The sequence below is a fragment of the Sphingobium sp. LSP13-1-1.1 genome (genome assembly GCF_040676415.1).
GTDB lineage: Bacteria > Pseudomonadota > Alphaproteobacteria > Sphingomonadales > Sphingomonadaceae > Sphingobium.
Genome location: NZ_JBEGHU010000034.1, coordinates 248,945 through 265,131 on the forward strand (window position 1 = coordinate 248,945; position 16,187 = coordinate 265,131).

Consider the following 16,187-nt stretch of genomic DNA (forward strand, 5'->3'; position numbering starts at 1 on the left):
CATGCCTCTTCTTCAAGCCAGCAAGGTCTACAAGCCCTTCGAATATCCCTGGGCCTATGAGTTCTGGAAGCGCCAGCAGCAGCTTCACTGGCTGCCGGAGGAAGTGCCGCTGGGCGAGGATTGCCGTGATTGGGCGCAGAAGCTTTCCGACCATGAGCGCAATCTGCTGACGCAGATCTTCCGCTTCTTCACCCAGGCCGACGTGGAGGTGCAGGACTGCTACCACGAAAAATATGGCCGCGTGTTCAAGCCGACCGAAGTCAAGATGATGCTGACCGCCTTCAGCAACATGGAAACGGTCCACATCGCCGCCTATTCGCACCTGCTCGACACCATCGGCATGCCCGAAAGCGAATATAGCGCCTTCATGCAATATAAGGAGATGAAGGACAAACACGACTATCTCCAGCAGTTCGGCGTCGACACGGACGAGGATATCGCCAAGACGCTGGCCATGTTCGGCGGCTTTACAGAGGGGCTCCAGCTCTTCGCCTCCTTCGCGATGCTGATGAACTTCCCGCGCTTCAACAAGATGAAGGGCATGGGCCAGATCGTAAGCTGGTCCGTCCGGGACGAGACGCTGCATTGCGAGGGCATTGTCCGCCTCTTCCATGCCTTCGTGAAGGAACGCGACTGCCTGACCGCGTCGGTCAAGGACGACATCATGGACATGTGCCAGAAGACCGTCCGCATCGAGGACGCCTTCGTCGACCTGGTCTTCGAAATGGGCCCGGTCCCCGGCATGACGCCCAAGGACATCAAGAAATATGTCCGCTACATCGCGGATTGGCGGCTGGGGCAGCTGGGCCTCAAGCCCATCTACATGATCGACGAGCACCCGCTCCCCTGGTTGACCCCGCTGCTCAACGGCGTGGAGCATGCCAATTTCTTCGAAACCCGCGCGACGGAATATTCGAAGGCGGCGACCCGCGGCCAGTGGAACGACGTATGGGATGCCTTCGACCGCCGCACGAAGCTCAAGGGCGGCACTGCCGCCAATGCCGACGAGGCGGGCGATCCGGACATGTTCAAGGCGGCGGGAATCGCGGCGGAGTAATCGCGAAACGGGAAAGGCGGCGCCGCGACAGCGGTGTCGCCCTTCGACCAAGGGAATGCTTTCCTGACAGCCGCCGGCCGGCAAACTGACCCCTATATGAACGCTGCGTTTTGTTCCGTTCATGAAACATTTATCCGCCTTGGTTTGTTGTGCTCCCATCGATAATTGGACCGTGGGAACCAGAGATGAGATTCAACCTGAAAGCCGCTTTCGCCGCCCTGTCGCTTGGCGCGGTAACCTTGAGCGCTGCTCCGGCAGCCGCTGATCCGCCGCCATGGGCGGGGCATGGTCGCGGTGGGGAGCGCGGTCATGGCCGCGACGACTGGAAGCATGGAGGGCGTCACGACAATGGCCGGCACGAAGGCTGGCGCCGTCCTGGCGGCGTGATCTACAGCTATGACTGGAACCGGCCGGACCCGCGCTATGGCCGCTATTATCGGCCCGATCGCTATTATCGCGACGGCTATGAGCCGATCCGCGTGACCCGTTCCACCCGCATCTATCGCGGCTATGACGACCGCTATTATTGCCGCCGTTCGGACGGCACCACCGGCCTGATCGTCGGCGCGGCGCTGGGCGGCCTGCTTGGTGGTCAGCTCGACCGCGGCCGTTCGAACACGGCAGGCATCCTGATCGGTGCAGGCGCTGGCGCGCTACTGGGTCGGGAAGTCGATCGCGGCAATCTGAACTGCCGCTAAACCGCGGGGGAGGGCGAAGGCCCTCCCTCAACGAACCGCCCGAAATCAGGCCGTCAACATCAGGCCCTCAACACCATGGATGCCGCGCACCGTCCCATTCGCGCGCCAGCCCTTCGGCCACCAGCACCTCGCCGATCGATTGACCGCCCCGCGTCACTACCCGCAATGCGCGCCCATAGCGGTCGGTCTCCCGGTCTCCACTCTCCAGAGAAAAAGGGCCGGCATTCATCAACTGTTGCAGTCTCTGCGTTGCCCGCACACCTAGCGCGGCTTCCTCGGCACAGCGCGGCCCGTGCGTTTCCGGCGCATCGATGTCCATGACCCGCACCTTTTCGCCATGGAACCAGAAGGTGTCCCCATCGACAACGCAATTGACGCCGCCGCCGACATGGCAGAAACCGAATTGCGCCGACAGGCTGTCCCTTGAGGCAGGCGAGGCGGGTTCATGCCAATGCTGCTGGACGCGTTGCAGCAGATCCGGCCCGAACCAGCCCAGCGCCGCGCCGACCAGCACCCCGCCGACGACCAGGACGGCAATGGACGGATATCCCCGCTTCCTGGGTCGCAGGCGCCCTCGACCAGCGCGGCCAGCCTCCGCCAGCCAGATTCGCTCCCCGCGCGCCTTCCCCGACCTTTTACCCATGACGCGCCCATAACGGGGAGCGCGCTTCCCGTCTCGTGCGAAAATCGTCCGATCCGACCGGGATCAAAGATCATTCGCGCAAACCGTTGGCCTGATCAGCAGGACCCTTGCTGACCCCGCCTATGCCGCATCCCGAACCGAACCCTAATCCTCGTCTTCGGTTGGCCCCAATATATCCTCCTCATCGTCCATCTGCGGTTCGCCGGCGAAGGCGTCATTGTCGATCCGGCCGGATCGGTTCATCTCCTCCATCCTCTCGACCAGATCGGGCGTGTCGTCGGGCAGGATCTGGGCCGGATTGGGCCGGCCGCCGCGCTCGCTGTCCTCGGCCAGATCCGTCGATCGCGCCCGCGCCTCATCGGCCACGTCCTGCGCCTGCGAACCCGCTTCGTCCTGTTCGCCATTCTCCTCGCCCGTATCGGGGAAGGGGCTGTTGTCGGGTCGGTTCATGCTCTGTCTCCTTCCCCGCTCCAACGGCCGGCGGCCCGCCCCGTTCCCGCCCGGCAAAAGGCGCTGGACAGCATCCTGCGAACGGGGCAAGAGCCGCCACGATCCTTTTCGCCTCGTTCTGCACAAGGAACTTCCATGCCCCGCCAGCTCATTTCCTCCGGCTCGCCTTTCGAGGCGCAGGTCGGCTATTCGCGCGCCGTCGTACAGGGCGACTGGTGCTTCGTCGCCGGCACTACCGGCACCGATCCCGAAACCAGGGCCATGCCCGAATCCGTCGTCGACCAGGGCCGGAACGCGCTGAAGGTCATCGGCCGGGCGCTGGAGGAGGCGGGCTTTTCCTTCGCGGACGTGGTACGCGTCACCTATTACATCACGGACCCGGCCTATTGGGACGTGCTGGGGGAGGCGACCGCGCCGGTCTTCGGCGACCTCCGCCCCGCCGCGAGCTGCATCGTCACCGGCCTCATCAAGCCGGAGATGAAAATCGAGATCGAAGTCACCGCATATCGCGGGTAATTTGGGGGATAATGGCCATGCTGACCATGTACGGCATCAAGAATTGCGACACGATCAAGAAGGCGCGCAATTTCCTCGACAATAGCGGCAAGGCCTACGGTTTCCACGACTACAAGGTGTCGGGCGTCGACAAGGCAAAGCTGGAGGAATGGGTGATGGAGCATGGATGGGAAACCATCCTCAACCGTTCCGGCACCACCTTCAAGGCGCTGGATGCGGGCGACAAGGCGCATATCGACGCGGAAAAGGCGGTGCTGCTGATGATGAGCAACCCCTCGATGATCAAGCGACCGATCCTGGACCTGGGCGACCGCACCATCGTCGGCTTCAAGGCGACCACCTATGAGGATGCACTGGAGGGCGTGAAGGCATGATCCTGGGGAGGATGCTGCGGCCGGTCGTCCATCGGGCCGCCATCCTCCTCCTCACCCTGTTGATGGCGGCGCCTGTGATGGCAGAGACCGGGGCAGAACCCCTCATCATCGCCCATCGCGGCGCCAGCGGCGAGCGGCCCGAACATACGCTCGCCGCCTATGAGCGCGCGATCGATCAGGGCGCCGACTATATCGAGCCGGACCTGGTGCTGACGCGGGATGGCGTCCTCGTCGCCCGGCATGAAAATGAGATAGGCGGCACGACCGACGTCGCGGACCATCCGGAATTCGCCGCCCGCAAGGCCACCAGGACGATCGACGGGCAACAGGTGACCGGCTGGTTCACCGAGGATTTCACGCTGGCGGAATTGCGTACGCTGCGCGCCCGCGAGCGCCTGGCCGCGCTCCGTCCCGCCAACAGCCGCTTCAATGACCTCTATCCGATACCGACCTTCGAGGAGATATTGAAGCTGGTGCGAGCCAAGGAGGCGGAGACCGGCCGCCGCATCGGCGTCTATCCCGAAACCAAGCATCCGAGCTATTTCGCCGGCATCGGCCTGCCCCATCAGGCGCCCTTGCTCGCTCTGCTCAGCCAATATGGCTATCAGACGGAGGCCGATCCGGTCTTCATCCAGTCCTTTGAGGTCGGGAACCTCAAGGCCCTGCGCGCAGTGACCCGCCTGCGCCTGATCCAGCTCGTGGATGGGGAGGGCGGTCCGGCCGATGCGCCGGGCACGACCTATGCCGACATGATGACGACCAGGGGGCTGGAGCAGATCGCCGACTATGCCGACGGCATCGGCCCGCCGACAGCCATGGTGCTGGCGCCGGAGGGGCCGACCGGCCTTGTCGATCGCGCCCATCAGGCCGGGCTGCAGGTCCATGTGTGGACGCTGCGCATGGAAAACAGCTTCCTGCCCACGGCCTTCCAGCGTCCCGACGATCCGCAGGGCCGGGGCGATTTTGCCGGCTATGCAAGGGCAGTCGCCGGCACGGGCGTCGACGGCATGTTCAGCGATTTTCCCAGGCAGGCGCGCGAGGCGCTGAAGCCCGCGCCCTGATGGTTCATTCTCGCTGATGACTTGTCAAACCTGCGGCGGAAGCGAATAACAGCCTTATGCTTTCGCAGAAGACCCGTTACGCTATCCGCGCTCTCCAACATCTCGCAGACCGCTATCGCCAGGGTCCGGTGCCCTTGGGTGAGATTGCCACGCGCCAGAATATCCCCTCCAAATTCCTGACCGTGATCCTGTCGGAACTGTCGCGCGAAGGGTTGGTCGCCACGCAGCGGGGGCGCGATGGCGGCTACTGGCTGGCGCTGGCCCCGGTCGACATCAGCTATGGCGACATCGTCCGGCTGACGCGCGGGTCGCTCGCGCTCACGCCCTGCGCCAGCCGCTTCGCGCATGAAACCTGCACCAACTGCCTGCCCGAATCGGAATGCCGCCTGCACCGCGTGATGCTTCGTGTACGCGACGAGACTGCCAAGGTGCTGGACAGCATCAGCCTGGCCGAACCCTTCGCGACGGAGGAAATGGGGTAAGAGGCTCGATCCGAGCCATTTCCGTTCCTCCCGCCGGATGCGAATGCCCGGCTCCTGCCCAAAGCCTTGCGCCGGACGCGCAGCTTCGCCACATCAACGCCATGACGACTCCACCTCTCAAAGCCACCCTGATCCCGGTCACTCCGCTCCAGCAGAATTGCACGCTGTTTTGGTGCACGGCGACCAATCGCGGCGCCTTCGTCGATCCTGGCGGCGACCTGCCGGTGCTCAAGAGGGCGGCCGAGCAGCAAGGCGTCACCATAGAGAAGATCCTCGTCACCCATGGCCATATCGACCATTGCGGTCAGGCGGGCATGCTGGCTCGCGACCTGGGCGTGCCGATCGAAGGTCCGCATGAGGCCGACCGTTTCTGGATCGACCGGCTCGATGAGGACGGTCGCAAATATGGCATCAATGGCGAGAGTTTCGAACCTGATCGCTGGCTGAAGGATGGCGACCGCGTCACGGTCGGCAATCTCACGCTCGACGTCTATCACTGTCCCGGCCATACGCCGGGGCACGTCGTCTTCCACCACGCCCCCAGCAAGCTCGCCATCGTCGGCGACGTGCTGTTCCAGGGTTCTATCGGCCGCACGGACTTTCCGATGGGCAATCATCAGGATCTGATCGACGCGATCACGGGCAAGCTATGGCCGCTGGGCAACGACACGGCTTTCGTCCCCGGACATGGGCCGATGAGCAACTTCGCCCATGAACGGCGCACCAACCCCTTTGTCGGGGATGCCGTGCTGGCCTGATCCCTACCGGATCATCGCCATGGCGGGCGGCGCCGGCATTGCGCGGGTCGCGCCATAGGCGACATAGAGTGCCGTCACCGCCATGCCGACCATCACCGCCCAGGTCAGCAGCGCCCCGCCCGCACGCCAGACGGTGGGCTTGTCCGCATCCATCCCAAATCCATGGGCGATTCGCGCCAGCACCAGCACCAGCGCCGCGATCCAAAGCCAGATCGACGCCCCGACCGCCAGTTCCACCAGTCCGAAGAGGATCAGCGTCACCGGCACATATTCGATGAAATTGGCATGCGCCCGCATCCGCTTGGCCAGCAGCGCACTGCCGCCATCGCCATGCATCACCCGGTCGGAAATCCGGATTCGCGCGCAGCGCACGCCCAGCCACATGTTGAGCAGCGCGCAGGCCGCGGCCAGCGTCAGCGTTATCGGCAGCAACATCGGATTTACCCCCCTTTTGTCGAGACGCCCGCAAGAATAGGGCGGCGGCCCGCCGGGGCAAGAAGGACTTGCGCATGGGCCAAAAAACGCTATAGGCGCAGGGCTTCGCGATCATCCGGGCCGCATGGGTCTGCGGCGCCGTTGGCGTCGACATCCATCGGATACGGCCAGTCGCACTAACAGATCAATTTATGGAATAAGGTGCCGACATGGCTGTCCCCAAGAGGAAAACGTCCCCGTCCCGCCGCGGCATGCGCCGCAGCCATGACTCGCTGCGCGTCGAGGCCTATCAGGAATGCTCGAACTGCGGCGAACTCAAGCGCCCGCACAATCTCTGCGACGCCTGCGGCCATTATAACGGCCGTGAAGTTGTCGCGGTCGGGGCCTGACGCTCAAGCATTTCTCCTGAAAAGGGTGCGTTAACTTGTCCAGCCAACCGCGAATCGCAATAGACGCGATGGGCGGGGATGAAGGCGTACGCGTGATGATGGCGGGCGTGGCGCTCGCCCGTCGCCGTCACGAAGGGCTGCGCTTCACCCTTTTCGGAGACGAGGTGCGGATCAAGTCCGCGCTCGACAGTCATCCCAATCTGCGCGCCGCGTCGGAAATCGTCCACGCGCCCGATGTCGTGGATGCAGGGGACAAGCCCAGCGTCGCCATCCGAAAGAAGACCAGCTCCATGAGCATGGCGATCGCGGCGGTGAAGGCGGGAACCTGCGGCGCGGCCGTCTCTTCGGGCAATACCGGCGCGCTGATGGCGATGGCGAAGCTGGCGCTCCGTACCATGAAGGGCGTGGACCGGCCTGCGCTGGCCGCCATGCTGCCGACGCTGGGCGACAATGACGTGGTCATGCTGGACCTGGGCGCCAACACCGAATGCGACGCCCGCAATCTCGTCCAGTTCGCGGTGATGGGCGCCGCCTACGCCCGCATCGCCCTCGACCTTGAGCGTCCTCGCGTTCGCCTGATGAACATCGGCACGGAAGAGATGAAGGGCACGGAGGAGATCCGCGACGCCGCCGCGATCCTGCGCGCCGCGACCAGCCTGCCGCTGTCATTCGAGGGCTTCACCGAAGGCGACAAGATCGGCCGGGGCGATGTCGACGTCATCGTGTCGGACGGCTTTTCCGGCAATGTGGCGCTCAAGACGGCGGAGGGCACCGCCCGCTTCGTCACCGACCTGCTGCGCACGGCCTTCACCAGTTCGATTCGCTCGAAGCTCGGCTTCCTGATATCCAAGCCCGCAATGCACCTGCTGCGCCATCATCTCGACCCGAACAACCATAATGGCGCGGTTTTCCTCGGCCTCAATGGCGTGGTCGTGAAAAGCCATGGCAGCGCCAATGACAAGGGCGTCGCCAATGCCGTCCATGTCGCCGCCCGGCTGCTGGAGGAAGACATCACCCGGCGCATCGCCGCCGACATGCACGGGATCGAGGGGTTGACTGCCCCCGCATCCAGGATGGAGCTGCCCGCAAAGTGATTCGCCGATCCGTTCTCCTGGGCACGGGTTCCGCCCTGCCGGTCCGCTCCGTCAGCAATGCCGAACTGGCCAGGACCGTGGACACGAGCGACGAATGGATCGTGGAGCGCACCGGCATCCGCATGCGCTACATCGCGGGAGAGGGCGAAACCACCGCCAGCCTTGCCACCGACGCGGCGAAGGCGGCGCTGGAGGCTGCCCGCCTGTCGGCGCAGGACATCGACCTCATCGTCCTGGCGACGGCCACGCCCGATCAGACCTTCCCGGCCACGGCCACCATCGTGCAGGCGGCGCTCGGCATCGATGACTGCGTCGCGTTCGACGTGGCGGCGGTCTGCTCCGGCTTCCTCTATGCCATCACCGTCGCGGACAGCATGATCCGGTCGGGCACGGCCCGGAACGCGATCGTCATCGGCTCGGAAACCTTCAGTCGCATCCTGGACTGGGAAGATCGCACCACCTGCGTGCTCTTCGGCGACGGAGCGGGGGCGGTGGTGCTGGGCGCGGAGGAAAGCGCCGACGGCAAGCGCGGCATCCTAGCCTCGAAACTCCATGCCGATGGCCGGCACAACCAGCTTCTCTATGTCGATGGCGGCCCCTCGACGACGCAGACCGTCGGCAAGCTGCGGATGAAGGGGCAGGAGGTGTTCCGCCACGCCGTCACCAATCTTGCCTCGGTCCTGACCGAAGTGATGGAGGCTGCCGGCCTTGCAACGTCGGAGATCGACTGGCTGGTGCCGCATCAGGCCAATGCCCGCATCCTTGACGCGACCGCGCGCAAGCTGAAGCTCTCGCCGGAAAGGGTGGTGATGACGGTCGATCGCCATGCGAACACCTCCGCCGCGTCGGTACCCCTGGCGCTGGACCTTGCCATGCGCGATGGCCGCATCCAGCCCGGCCAGCTGCTGGTGCTGGAGGCGATGGGCGGCGGCTTCACCTGGGGCGCCTGCGTCCTGCGGGTGTAAAGGGCCGCCTGGCACCGCGTTGCCATGTCGCGGATAAGGGGATGGAAAAGCTTCGTTCCTTTGTCCCGATCCACCTGCCGATCACTGCCGCAACGACCGCCACGTGCCTGATTCCGCCCCCGATGGACCGCATCTGCGTCCCCCATTCCGCCAAGCTCCCTTTTGGGACCGTTACCATGTCGATTTTTCACGGTTTTTTAAGGATTTCGGCGATCGATCATCTTGCCGAATCATTAGGAATCGCGCACATTATCGAGTGATCACCCGCGTTTAGGCTCGACGGGTGTCATGGTGGGGACATAGGATGAGCGGTAACGGAACTCTGACGCGCGCGGATCTCGCGGAGAGCGTGAACCGTCATATTGGCCTTTCGCGGGCAGAAGCGGCAACCCTGATCGAATCCATTTTGGAGCATATGTCCGCCGCGCTGGAACGCGGGGAAAATGTGAAGATTTCCAGCTTCGGCACCTTTGTCCTGCGCGACAAGACGCAACGCATGGGCCGCAACCCGAAGACGGGTGTCGAAGTGCCGATCGAACCGCGCCGGGTGCTGACCTTCCGCGCCAGCCAGACGATGCGGGACCGCGTCGCCTCGGCCTGAAAACGGCCCGCCAAAACGGCTATTTTCCCGAAGGTTGACCTTTGCGCCGCTAAGGGTGCAACATCATGACCATGGAAAAGGCAGAGGGCGCATTTCTGACGATCAGCGAGCTGGCAAGCGAACTTGATCTGCCGCAGCATATATTGCGCTATTGGGAAACCCGCTTCACCCAGTTGCGCCCGCTCCAGCGATCGGGCAATCGCCGCTATTACCGGCCCGCCGACGTGGCCTTGGTGCGGCGCATCAACCATCTGCTGAATGTCGAGGGCTTCACCGTGAAGGGTGCGCAAAAGGCGCTGGGCGAAGGCGGCGGCGATTCGGTGCGGACATCATCCGCGCCGCCCCGGGCAGGCCATGCCGAATCGACCCGGGGCGCCGATCTGCTTCCCCGGTTGGAGGCCATCCGCGCAACGCTGGCCAGGGCGATAGGCGAATAGCTCTATGCCGGTGGTGATCAAACCACCGGCGCTGCGTAGATCAGGTCGCGAAACGGCACGTTGCCGACCATGAAGACGGTCTCGCCTATCTCCACGAATCCATGCCGGGCATAGAAGCGCTGCGCCCGCGCATTGTCGGTATAGACCGCGAGCAACATGCGCCTTGCGCCGCGTTGCCGCGCTTCCTCCATCACCCGTGCCAGAAGAGCATCGCCATTGCCGCCGCCCTGCCAGCCGGAGAGGAGATAGATGCGCTTGAGTTCGAGATCGTCCTGCCGCGTTTCGATCGGCAGCCTGGGCGGCGCCAGCAGCGCATAGCCCACCGGCGCGCCCAGCGGGGTTTCCCCAATCAGCACCGCCTGATCCGCATCGGCCAGCGCCGCGGCATAGAAATCCTCCCCATGGGCGGTCCGGACATGGGCAATCAGGGCGTCGCCCGGATGATCATAGGCAAAGCTGGCGAGGAAGGTTGCGCCGCCCAGCAGCGACAGCGCCGCGGCATCGCGCGGCTCCGCCCATCGCCAGTGGATCGGCGTCATCGGCGCTGCTCAGCGCGACCCCGGCCCCAGTGCCGGGTCCAGGTCGCGCGGCCGCGTGAAGCGGGCCAGGGTGGCGATGTTGGGCTTTGCCTCGCTCCAATGCGCGATGGGCAGGTCCATGACGGCGATGGAGGCGGTCGGGAACTTCACCTCCACATCCTCGCGCAGCGGGCTGGCGCCATCATCGGGGACAAGGTCGAGGACCAGTTCCTCCAGCCCCGGATTATGCCCCGACATCAGCACGCTGTCGACATCGTCCGGCAGGTCGCGGATCACGTCGAACAGGGTGGGGGTGGAGGCAAGATAGATGCGCCGGTCCCAATGCGGATCGATCACCTCGCCATAGCCGGTGAAGAAGACATTGAGCGTTTCCACCACCCGCACCGCCGGGGAAGCGACCACCATGTCGAAACGGATATTCTGCGCCCTGGCGAATTGGCCCATCACCAGGGCCGCCTTTTCCCCCCGGCTGTTCAGCGGCCGGTCGAAATCCCGCGCAACCGGATCGTCCCAATCGGACTTGGCGTGACGGAACAGGATCAACCGCTTCATTTTTGCTCCAGGTCGTGGGTGCCGGCGTCGAGTCCCTGAAGCCCTAGCGTTGCATTCCCGTTAAGACCAGCGCGGGATTGGCCGCTGACGGATATGATGGCCTCGTCCAGCGTCAGGCGGCGGATCGGCGTGCCGGGGGGGAAGGCGCTCAACAATCGGCTGGGCATGGCCGCGGACAGGATGACGAAGCTTCCCCGGTCCTCCGCCCGCCGGATCAGCCGGCCGAAGGCCTGCGCCATTCGCGCCCGGATCAGCCGATCGTCATAGGCGCTGCCGCCGCCGCCCTGATTGCTGGCCGCCAGCTTGCGCGCGGCATGCAGGACGGTCGGCTTGGACCAGGGCACCCCCTCCATCACCACCAGCCGCAGCGAATGGCCGGGCACATCCACGCCGTCGCGCAGCGCGTCGGTACCAAGCAGGGAGGCGCGGGGATCGTCGCGGAAAATGTCGATCAGCGTGCCCGTATCCATCGGGTCCACATGCTGCGCGTAAAGCGGCAACCCCGCCCGCGCCAGCCGGTCCGCGATCCGCGCATGCACGGCGCGCAGCCGCCGGATCGCGGTGAACAGGCCAAGCGTTCCGCCGCCCGCCGCCTCGATCAGCCGGGCATAGGCGCCGGACAGCGCCGCAATGTCGCCGCGCTTGATATCGGTGACGATCAGCACTTCCGACCGGCCCGGATAATCGAAGGGGCTGTTCGCCTCGAACCGCCCGGCCCCTCGCGGCAGGTGGTTGGCGCCGCTCCGGCTCATCGCATTGTCCCAGTCGCCGCCGCCCTTCAGCGTGGCCGAGGTGATCAGCACGCCCTGCGCCGGCTTCAGCACCGCCTGCGCCAGCGGGCGGGTCGGGTCCAGCCAGTGGCGATGGATGCCGATGTCATATTCTCGCCCCTCGATCCGCTCCACGGCCAGCCAGTCGACATAATCCGCGTCCGCCGGTCCACCGATCCGCGCCAGCAGCGCCAGCCAGGCCGTCACCAGATCGCGCCGCCAGCCAAGCGAGGCGATCGCCCCCTCGACCCGCGCCCGCGCCGCGCCGTCCAGCCAGTCGGGCGCTTCCTCGATCACCGCCTCCATCCGCTTGCCCAGATGGGTCAGGGGGCGCAGCAGACTGTCGAGCGCCCGAGCCGCCTCCTGTGCTGCCTCGACCAGCGTCCCGTCCGGTTCGGCCAGTTCCGTCTCCAGCCCATAGCCGGCATCCGCCTCACCGCCGTCTGCCGCCCGCGCATAGACAGTGCCGCGCACCGCAGCGAGCAGCGCCTCGACCGGCCCGAAGGGTTCCCCGGCGACGACCCGTTTCAGCCATTCATCGGCCGGGAGCGCCCGTGCCGCGTCCGCCGCCGCCCTGATCGCCTCGCCGCCCTGTTCGTCATAGCTGGCAAGGTCGGACAGGCGCGCCGCCAGTCCGCGCCGCCGCCCGCGCGAATTACCCTCCGGCCCCATGACCCAGCGGCGCAGTTCGATCGCCTCCTGCCCGGAAAGCGCGACGGAGAAGGTCGAATCAGCCGCATCGAACAGATGATGGCCCTCGTCGAACACGATGCGCTGCGGCGCCTGTCCGGTCTCGCGCCCTCGCGCCGCATTGATCATCACCAGCGCATGATTGGCGATCACGATGTCGGCATCCGCCGATGCCCGCGCCGATCGCTCGATGAAGCATTTCCGATAATGGGGGCAGCCCGCATAGATGCACTCGCCGCGCCGGTCGGTCAGCGCCGTCGATCCGTTGCGCCGGAACAGCGTCGGCAACCATCCCGGCAGGTCGCCGCCGATCATGTCGCCATCCTTGGTGAACGCCGCCCAGCGCGCGACCAGATGCGCCAATATCGCCGCTCGCCCCGCAAAGCCGCCCTGCAGCGCATCCTCCAGGTTCAGCAGGCAAAGATAATTTTCCCGCCCCTTGCGCACCACCACCCGCTTCGCCGCCACGGCGGGATCGGGGAACAGGCGCAGGCTTTCCCGGTCCAGTTGCCGCTGCAAAGCCTTGGTATAGGTCGAAATCCATACCGTGCCCTGTGCTTCCCCGGCCCAGAGCGATGCAGGGGCGAGATAGCCCAGCGTCTTGCCGATCCCCGTTCCGGCTTCCGCCAGCAGCATGTTGGGCTGGTCGCGATGCGCCCTGGGGTGGAACACCTCCACCGCTGCGGCGGCATAGGCCTGTTGCCCCGGCCGCGCCTCGGCGCCAGTGCCGGTCAATTGCTGCAACCGCGCCACCACTGCATCGGATTGCAGCGATATGGCGCGCGGGGCGGGGCGGGGCGGGCTTTCCTCCCATTCGGGCAACTTGGAAAAGAGCCAGCGCTCCGCTTCCTTCGGCCGGGCAATGCGCGGCGCCACCAGCGGCGCCCAGGGCCAGCGCAGCCGGTGCAGCGATTGCGCCGCCGTCCAGCCGCCCTCGCGCTCGATCCATGCAGGGGATTCCAGCATCGCCAGCAGCGCGCCGGTCGCCGCCTGCAACAATGCGGGAATATCCGATTCACTGGCCGGACGAGGCAGGTTCAACGCTTCCGCCAGCCCCTTGGGCGTCGGCACCAGAAAGCGCGCGGGATGGATGAAGGCCCATAGTTCCAGCAGGTCCAGGCCATTGAGATCGGGATAACCCAGCCGTTGTCCGGTCAGCGGCGCGTTCAGCAGCAGCGTCGGCGTCTCGGCCGTCCGCGCAATGGCCGTGCCCTTGGGAACGGCCGCGGTCCGATCCCCCTCCCTGATCCAGATGCCGCCATGGCTGGCATGCAGGGCGGGCAGGGCGGCGGGATCGATCACCCGTCCCGCTTAGGACAACGGGAACAAAAGGGAAACCTGAAAAGCGCGGAATTCAGCTGAAGCGACGGCCAAAACCGCCCGCCGGTCGCGGTGCCGGCGAACGCGGCGCAAAGGCCGTCGGGGCAAGCCGCGCCGCCCGTGCAATCTCCAGCCGGTCGAACAGCGGTCCGTCCGTCAGCTCATAGGGAAAGCGGATGCCCATACGATCCTCTTCGGACCATTGCACCGTGGCGAAAACGATATGGCCGTCATAGTCGATCTGGCACTGGCTGCGCACCGGCAAGCCGCAGCCTGCAATCTGGGCGCCGCCTTCGCTCAGGTCGACGATGGTTCCTTCAAGGCTGTCGAGCACGGTCGTCACGACGACGGGTATATCGACGGCTATTCTTTGACGGCTGCGCGGCTGCATGGTCCCTCCTGAGCTGTGTGAAGGGCTGGCCTGACCATGAGGCGGATCGGTCGGGCGGTCTGTCGCGACCTGGCCAGTACCCGGCAAGCCTTGCCGTTCCGCAACCGCGTCATGGTCACACCAGCTCTAAGCTCCCGATAAATATAGGTCATCAGGGTTAATCAAAGTTAAACATCGGGTCTCGAAAAGCGCCGTTCATCTCCATTTCGGCACCTGGAACCGCTGCCTTGCATCCGGTCTGGACATTGATCGACGTTAACGCCGGCTTTGCCGACCTGCTTTCCATCATGTTGTTTTCCGATTCGTCAGATGTTTCCAACGGCCGCGAAAATGCTTAGGGGGACGCATCATGACCGTGTCCGAAAACATCCGCACCGCCGCGCAGGCGTCCAAGGCCTGGCCCTATGAGGAAGCCCGCAAGCTCCTGAAGCGCTATCAGAACGGCGCGCCTGAAAAAGGCCATGTGCTGTTCGAAACGGGGTATGGCCCCTCGGGCCTGCCGCATATCGGCACGTTCAACGAAGTGCTGCGCACCACCATGGTGCGCAACGCCTTTCATGCGCTGTCGGACGTGCCGACCCGCCTGATTGCGTTCAGCGACGATATGGACGGCCTGCGCAAGGTTCCGGACAATGTGCCCAACCAGGCGATGCTGGCGCAGCATCTGGGCAAGCCGCTGACGCAGGTGCCCGATCCGTTCGGGAAATATGAAAGCTTCGCGCATCACAACAATGCGATGTTGCGGGAATTTCTCGACCGCTTCGGCTTCGACTATGAATTCGTCTCCGCGACGGAGCGCTACAGGTCCGGGGTTTTTGACGACGCACTGAAGAATGTCCTGCGCCATTATCAGGATATCATGGACATCATGCTGCCGACGCTGCGCAAGGAACGGCAGGCGACCTATTCGCCGGTCCTGCCGATCTCGCCCAGCAGCGGCATCGTGCTTCAGGTGCCGGTCGAGGTGATCGATGCCGACAAGGGCTTGGTCCGCTTCGAGGACAACTCTGTTCCGGGGGGCGAGGTGATCGAGCAGTCGATCCTGTCCGGCGCCGCCAAGCTGCAATGGAAGGTCGACTGGGCGATGCGTTGGGTCGCACTGGGCGTCGATTATGAGATGGCGGGCAAGGATCTGATCGATTCCGTCACGCAAAGCTCGAAGATCTGCCGCGCCCTGGGTGCCCGCCCGCCCGAAGGCTTCAATTACGAGATGTTCCTCGACGAAAAGGGCGAGAAAATCTCCAAGTCCAAGGGCAACGGCCTCAGCCTCGAGCAATGGCTGACCTATGGCCCGCAGGAGAGCCTGGCCTTCTACGCCTATCGCGAGCCGAAGAAGGCGAAGCAGCTCCACATGGGCGTCATTCCCCGCGCGGTCGACGAATATTGGCAGTTCCGCGGCAATTATCCGGGCCAGCCGGTGGAGCAGCAGCTCGGCAATCCGGTCCACCATATCCATGATGGCAAGCTGCCGCAGGGACGCCTGCCGGTGACCTTCGGCCTGCTGCTGAACCTGGTCGGCGTGATGGGCGACGCCAGCCGCGAACAGGTCTGGGGCTATCTCCAGAATTATGTCGCGGATGCCAATGCCGAAAGCTATCCGGAGCTGGACGCGCTGATCGGCCACGCGCTGGCCTATCACCGGGATTTCGTCGCCCCGACGCTCAAGCGCCGCGCGCCCACCCAGAGCGAAGCCGCCGCCCTGCGCAAGCTGGACGCGGAACTCGCCGCCCTGCCCGAAGGCGCCACGGCGGAGGATATCCAGAATATCGTCTATGCTATCGGCAAGGACGAAGCCTATGGCTTTGCCGAGCTGCGCGACTGGTTCAAGGCGCTATACCAGACACTGCTGGGTGCCGACCAGGGGCCGCGCATGGGCAGCTTCATCGCGCTATACGGCGTGGAAAACAGCCGCCGGCTGATCGGGGAGGCGCTGGCCGCCTGAACGGGGGACGGCGGAACATAACG

General features: G+C 64.9%; 21 protein-coding genes. 14 read left to right on the plus strand and 7 right to left on the minus strand.

Annotation, left to right across the window (positions count from 1 at the left end; genetic code table 11):
• The first annotated feature begins 1 nt into the window (after position 1).
• Positions 2–1,057: a ribonucleotide-diphosphate reductase subunit beta gene (locus tag MRBLSP13_RS16470; RefSeq protein ID WP_363738702.1), complete on the plus strand. Its 1,056-nt coding sequence runs from the start codon at positions 2–4 to the stop codon at positions 1,055–1,057.
• Between the two features lie 185 nt (positions 1,058–1,242).
• Entirely contained in the window at positions 1,243–1,755 is a 513-nt protein-coding gene (locus MRBLSP13_RS16475; protein WP_363738704.1) for a glycine zipper 2TM domain-containing protein, read from the plus strand.
• Positions 1,756–1,822: 67 nt separating this feature from the next.
• On the opposite strand, the gene MRBLSP13_RS16480 is transcribed toward MRBLSP13_RS16475, so the two are convergent.
• A complete protein-coding gene (locus MRBLSP13_RS16480) occupies positions 1,823–2,398 on the minus strand; it encodes a thermonuclease family protein (protein WP_363738706.1) in 576 nt (191 codons plus the stop codon).
• 144 nt (positions 2,399–2,542) lie between these two features.
• Positions 2,543–2,848: a hypothetical protein gene (locus MRBLSP13_RS16485; RefSeq protein ID WP_363755593.1), complete on the minus strand. Its 306-nt coding sequence runs from the start codon at positions 2,846–2,848 to the stop codon at positions 2,543–2,545.
• A 135-nt stretch (positions 2,849–2,983) separates the two neighbouring features.
• Here MRBLSP13_RS16485 and MRBLSP13_RS16490 point away from each other — a divergent pair, with 135 nt between their 5' ends.
• The 5 genes from MRBLSP13_RS16490 (at position 2,984) to MRBLSP13_RS16510 (ending at position 6,039) form a co-directional block, all read left to right on the plus strand.
• Positions 2,984–3,364: a RidA family protein gene (locus MRBLSP13_RS16490; RefSeq protein ID WP_133653550.1), complete on the plus strand. Its 381-nt coding sequence runs from the start codon at positions 2,984–2,986 to the stop codon at positions 3,362–3,364.
• 17 nt (positions 3,365–3,381) lie between these two features.
• Positions 3,382–3,738 carry an ArsC family reductase gene (locus MRBLSP13_RS16495; RefSeq protein WP_133653549.1) on the plus strand — a complete coding sequence of 119 codons (357 nt, stop codon included), beginning with the start codon at positions 3,382–3,384 and terminating at the stop codon, positions 3,736–3,738.
• Positions 3,735–4,799 (plus strand): glycerophosphodiester phosphodiesterase, encoded by a 1,065-nt coding sequence (locus tag MRBLSP13_RS16500; RefSeq protein WP_363755595.1) that lies wholly within the window; start codon positions 3,735–3,737, stop codon positions 4,797–4,799. Before MRBLSP13_RS16495 ends, MRBLSP13_RS16500 begins: the two co-directional genes overlap by 4 nt.
• A gap of 56 nt (positions 4,800–4,855) precedes the next feature.
• Positions 4,856–5,281 (plus strand): RrF2 family transcriptional regulator, encoded by a 426-nt coding sequence (locus tag MRBLSP13_RS16505; RefSeq protein ID WP_363738713.1) that lies wholly within the window; start codon positions 4,856–4,858, stop codon positions 5,279–5,281.
• A gap of 101 nt (positions 5,282–5,382) precedes the next feature.
• Positions 5,383–6,039: an MBL fold metallo-hydrolase gene (locus MRBLSP13_RS16510; RefSeq protein ID WP_363738715.1), complete on the plus strand. Its 657-nt coding sequence runs from the start codon at positions 5,383–5,385 to the stop codon at positions 6,037–6,039.
• A 3-nt stretch (positions 6,040–6,042) separates the two neighbouring features.
• Here MRBLSP13_RS16510 and MRBLSP13_RS16515 read toward each other — a convergent pair whose 3' ends face one another.
• A complete protein-coding gene (locus tag MRBLSP13_RS16515; protein WP_363755597.1) occupies positions 6,043–6,474 on the minus strand; it encodes an MAPEG family protein in 432 nt (143 codons plus the stop codon).
• 209 nt (positions 6,475–6,683) lie between these two features.
• Here MRBLSP13_RS16515 and rpmF point away from each other — a divergent pair, with 209 nt between their 5' ends.
• The 6 genes from rpmF to MRBLSP13_RS16545 all read left to right on the plus strand — a co-directional run bounded on the left by rpmF (position 6,684) and on the right by MRBLSP13_RS16545 (position 9,960).
• Positions 6,684–6,863 carry a 50S ribosomal protein L32 gene (rpmF, locus tag MRBLSP13_RS16520; RefSeq protein ID WP_013848214.1) on the plus strand — a complete coding sequence of 60 codons (180 nt, stop codon included), beginning with the start codon at positions 6,684–6,686 and terminating at the stop codon, positions 6,861–6,863.
• 68 nt (positions 6,864–6,931) lie between these two features.
• Positions 6,932–7,957 carry a phosphate acyltransferase PlsX gene (gene plsX, locus MRBLSP13_RS16525; RefSeq protein WP_363738961.1) on the plus strand — a complete coding sequence of 342 codons (1,026 nt, stop codon included), beginning with the start codon at positions 6,932–6,934 and terminating at the stop codon, positions 7,955–7,957.
• Positions 7,954–8,922 carry a beta-ketoacyl-ACP synthase III gene (locus tag MRBLSP13_RS16530; protein WP_363738720.1) on the plus strand — a complete coding sequence of 323 codons (969 nt, stop codon included), beginning with the start codon at positions 7,954–7,956 and terminating at the stop codon, positions 8,920–8,922. The genes plsX and MRBLSP13_RS16530 overlap by 4 nt, the downstream gene beginning before the upstream one ends.
• A 41-nt stretch (positions 8,923–8,963) precedes the next feature.
• The gene (locus MRBLSP13_RS16535; RefSeq protein WP_363738722.1) at positions 8,964–9,182 is read left to right on the plus strand and encodes a hypothetical protein; all 219 of its coding nucleotides are present in this window, start codon (positions 8,964–8,966) and stop codon (positions 9,180–9,182) included.
• Positions 9,183–9,226: 44 nt separating this feature from the next.
• On the plus strand, positions 9,227–9,523 hold the full coding sequence (gene ihfA, locus MRBLSP13_RS16540; RefSeq protein WP_007687990.1) for an integration host factor subunit alpha: 297 nt from the start codon (positions 9,227–9,229) through the stop codon (positions 9,521–9,523).
• Between the two features lie 71 nt (positions 9,524–9,594).
• Positions 9,595–9,960 carry a MerR family transcriptional regulator gene (locus MRBLSP13_RS16545; RefSeq protein WP_363738962.1) on the plus strand — a complete coding sequence of 122 codons (366 nt, stop codon included), beginning with the start codon at positions 9,595–9,597 and terminating at the stop codon, positions 9,958–9,960.
• Between the two features lie 17 nt (positions 9,961–9,977).
• On the opposite strand, the gene MRBLSP13_RS16550 is transcribed toward MRBLSP13_RS16545, so the two are convergent.
• The 4 genes from MRBLSP13_RS16550 to MRBLSP13_RS16565 are packed head-to-tail and all read right to left on the minus strand — an operon-like array spanning position 9,978 to position 14,222.
• Positions 9,978–10,499: a GNAT family N-acetyltransferase gene (locus tag MRBLSP13_RS16550; protein ID WP_363738724.1), complete on the minus strand. Its 522-nt coding sequence runs from the start codon at positions 10,497–10,499 to the stop codon at positions 9,978–9,980.
• Positions 10,500–10,508: 9 nt separating this feature from the next.
• Positions 10,509–11,051 carry a SixA phosphatase family protein gene (locus tag MRBLSP13_RS16555; protein WP_363738726.1) on the minus strand — a complete coding sequence of 181 codons (543 nt, stop codon included), beginning with the start codon at positions 11,049–11,051 and terminating at the stop codon, positions 10,509–10,511.
• Positions 11,048–13,813, minus strand: coding sequence for an ATP-dependent DNA helicase (locus MRBLSP13_RS16560; RefSeq protein WP_363755599.1), 2,766 nt, complete (start codon positions 13,811–13,813; stop codon positions 11,048–11,050). Before MRBLSP13_RS16560 ends, MRBLSP13_RS16555 begins: the two co-directional genes overlap by 4 nt.
• Before the next feature lie 52 nt (positions 13,814–13,865).
• Positions 13,866–14,222, minus strand: a complete 357-nt coding sequence (locus MRBLSP13_RS16565; RefSeq protein WP_133653539.1) for a PilZ domain-containing protein — start codon at positions 14,220–14,222, stop codon at positions 13,866–13,868.
• Between the two features lie 349 nt (positions 14,223–14,571).
• On the opposite strand from MRBLSP13_RS16565, the gene MRBLSP13_RS16570 reads away from it, so the two are divergent.
• Entirely contained in the window at positions 14,572–16,164 is a 1,593-nt protein-coding gene (locus tag MRBLSP13_RS16570; RefSeq protein ID WP_363738729.1) for a lysine--tRNA ligase, read from the plus strand.
• Positions 16,165–16,187: the final 23 nt, after the last annotated feature.

Excerpts from the sequence above, each read along its gene's own strand:
- MRBLSP13_RS16470 (WP_363738702.1), top strand. The coding sequence starts at position 2 with ATGCCTCTTCTTCAAGCCAGCAAGGTCTACAAGCCCTTCGAATATCCC.
- MRBLSP13_RS16475 (WP_363738704.1), top strand. The coding sequence starts at position 1,243 with ATGAGATTCAACCTGAAAGCCGCTTTCGCCGCCCTGTCGCTTGGCGCG.
- MRBLSP13_RS16480 (WP_363738706.1), bottom strand. The coding sequence starts at position 2,398 with ATGGGTAAAAGGTCGGGGAAGGCGCGCGGGGAGCGAATCTGGCTGGCG.
- MRBLSP13_RS16485 (WP_363755593.1), bottom strand. The coding sequence starts at position 2,848 with ATGAACCGACCCGACAACAGCCCCTTCCCCGATACGGGCGAGGAGAAT.
- MRBLSP13_RS16490 (WP_133653550.1), top strand. The coding sequence starts at position 2,984 with ATGCCCCGCCAGCTCATTTCCTCCGGCTCGCCTTTCGAGGCGCAGGTC.
- MRBLSP13_RS16495 (WP_133653549.1), top strand. The coding sequence starts at position 3,382 with ATGCTGACCATGTACGGCATCAAGAATTGCGACACGATCAAGAAGGCG.
- MRBLSP13_RS16500 (WP_363755595.1), top strand. The coding sequence starts at position 3,735 with ATGATCCTGGGGAGGATGCTGCGGCCGGTCGTCCATCGGGCCGCCATC.
- MRBLSP13_RS16505 (WP_363738713.1), top strand. The coding sequence starts at position 4,856 with ATGCTTTCGCAGAAGACCCGTTACGCTATCCGCGCTCTCCAACATCTC.
- MRBLSP13_RS16510 (WP_363738715.1), top strand. The coding sequence starts at position 5,383 with ATGACGACTCCACCTCTCAAAGCCACCCTGATCCCGGTCACTCCGCTC.
- MRBLSP13_RS16515 (WP_363755597.1), bottom strand. The coding sequence starts at position 6,474 with ATGTTGCTGCCGATAACGCTGACGCTGGCCGCGGCCTGCGCGCTGCTC.
- rpmF (WP_013848214.1), top strand. The coding sequence starts at position 6,684 with ATGGCTGTCCCCAAGAGGAAAACGTCCCCGTCCCGCCGCGGCATGCGC.
- plsX (WP_363738961.1), top strand. The coding sequence starts at position 6,932 with ATGGGCGGGGATGAAGGCGTACGCGTGATGATGGCGGGCGTGGCGCTC.
- MRBLSP13_RS16535 (WP_363738722.1), top strand. The coding sequence starts at position 8,964 with ATGGAAAAGCTTCGTTCCTTTGTCCCGATCCACCTGCCGATCACTGCC.
- ihfA (WP_007687990.1), top strand. The coding sequence starts at position 9,227 with ATGAGCGGTAACGGAACTCTGACGCGCGCGGATCTCGCGGAGAGCGTG.
- MRBLSP13_RS16545 (WP_363738962.1), top strand. The coding sequence starts at position 9,595 with ATGGAAAAGGCAGAGGGCGCATTTCTGACGATCAGCGAGCTGGCAAGC.
- MRBLSP13_RS16550 (WP_363738724.1), bottom strand. The coding sequence starts at position 10,499 with ATGACGCCGATCCACTGGCGATGGGCGGAGCCGCGCGATGCCGCGGCG.
- MRBLSP13_RS16555 (WP_363738726.1), bottom strand. The coding sequence starts at position 11,051 with ATGAAGCGGTTGATCCTGTTCCGTCACGCCAAGTCCGATTGGGACGAT.
- MRBLSP13_RS16565 (WP_133653539.1), bottom strand. The coding sequence starts at position 14,222 with ATGCAGCCGCGCAGCCGTCAAAGAATAGCCGTCGATATACCCGTCGTC.
- MRBLSP13_RS16570 (WP_363738729.1), top strand. The coding sequence starts at position 14,572 with ATGACCGTGTCCGAAAACATCCGCACCGCCGCGCAGGCGTCCAAGGCC.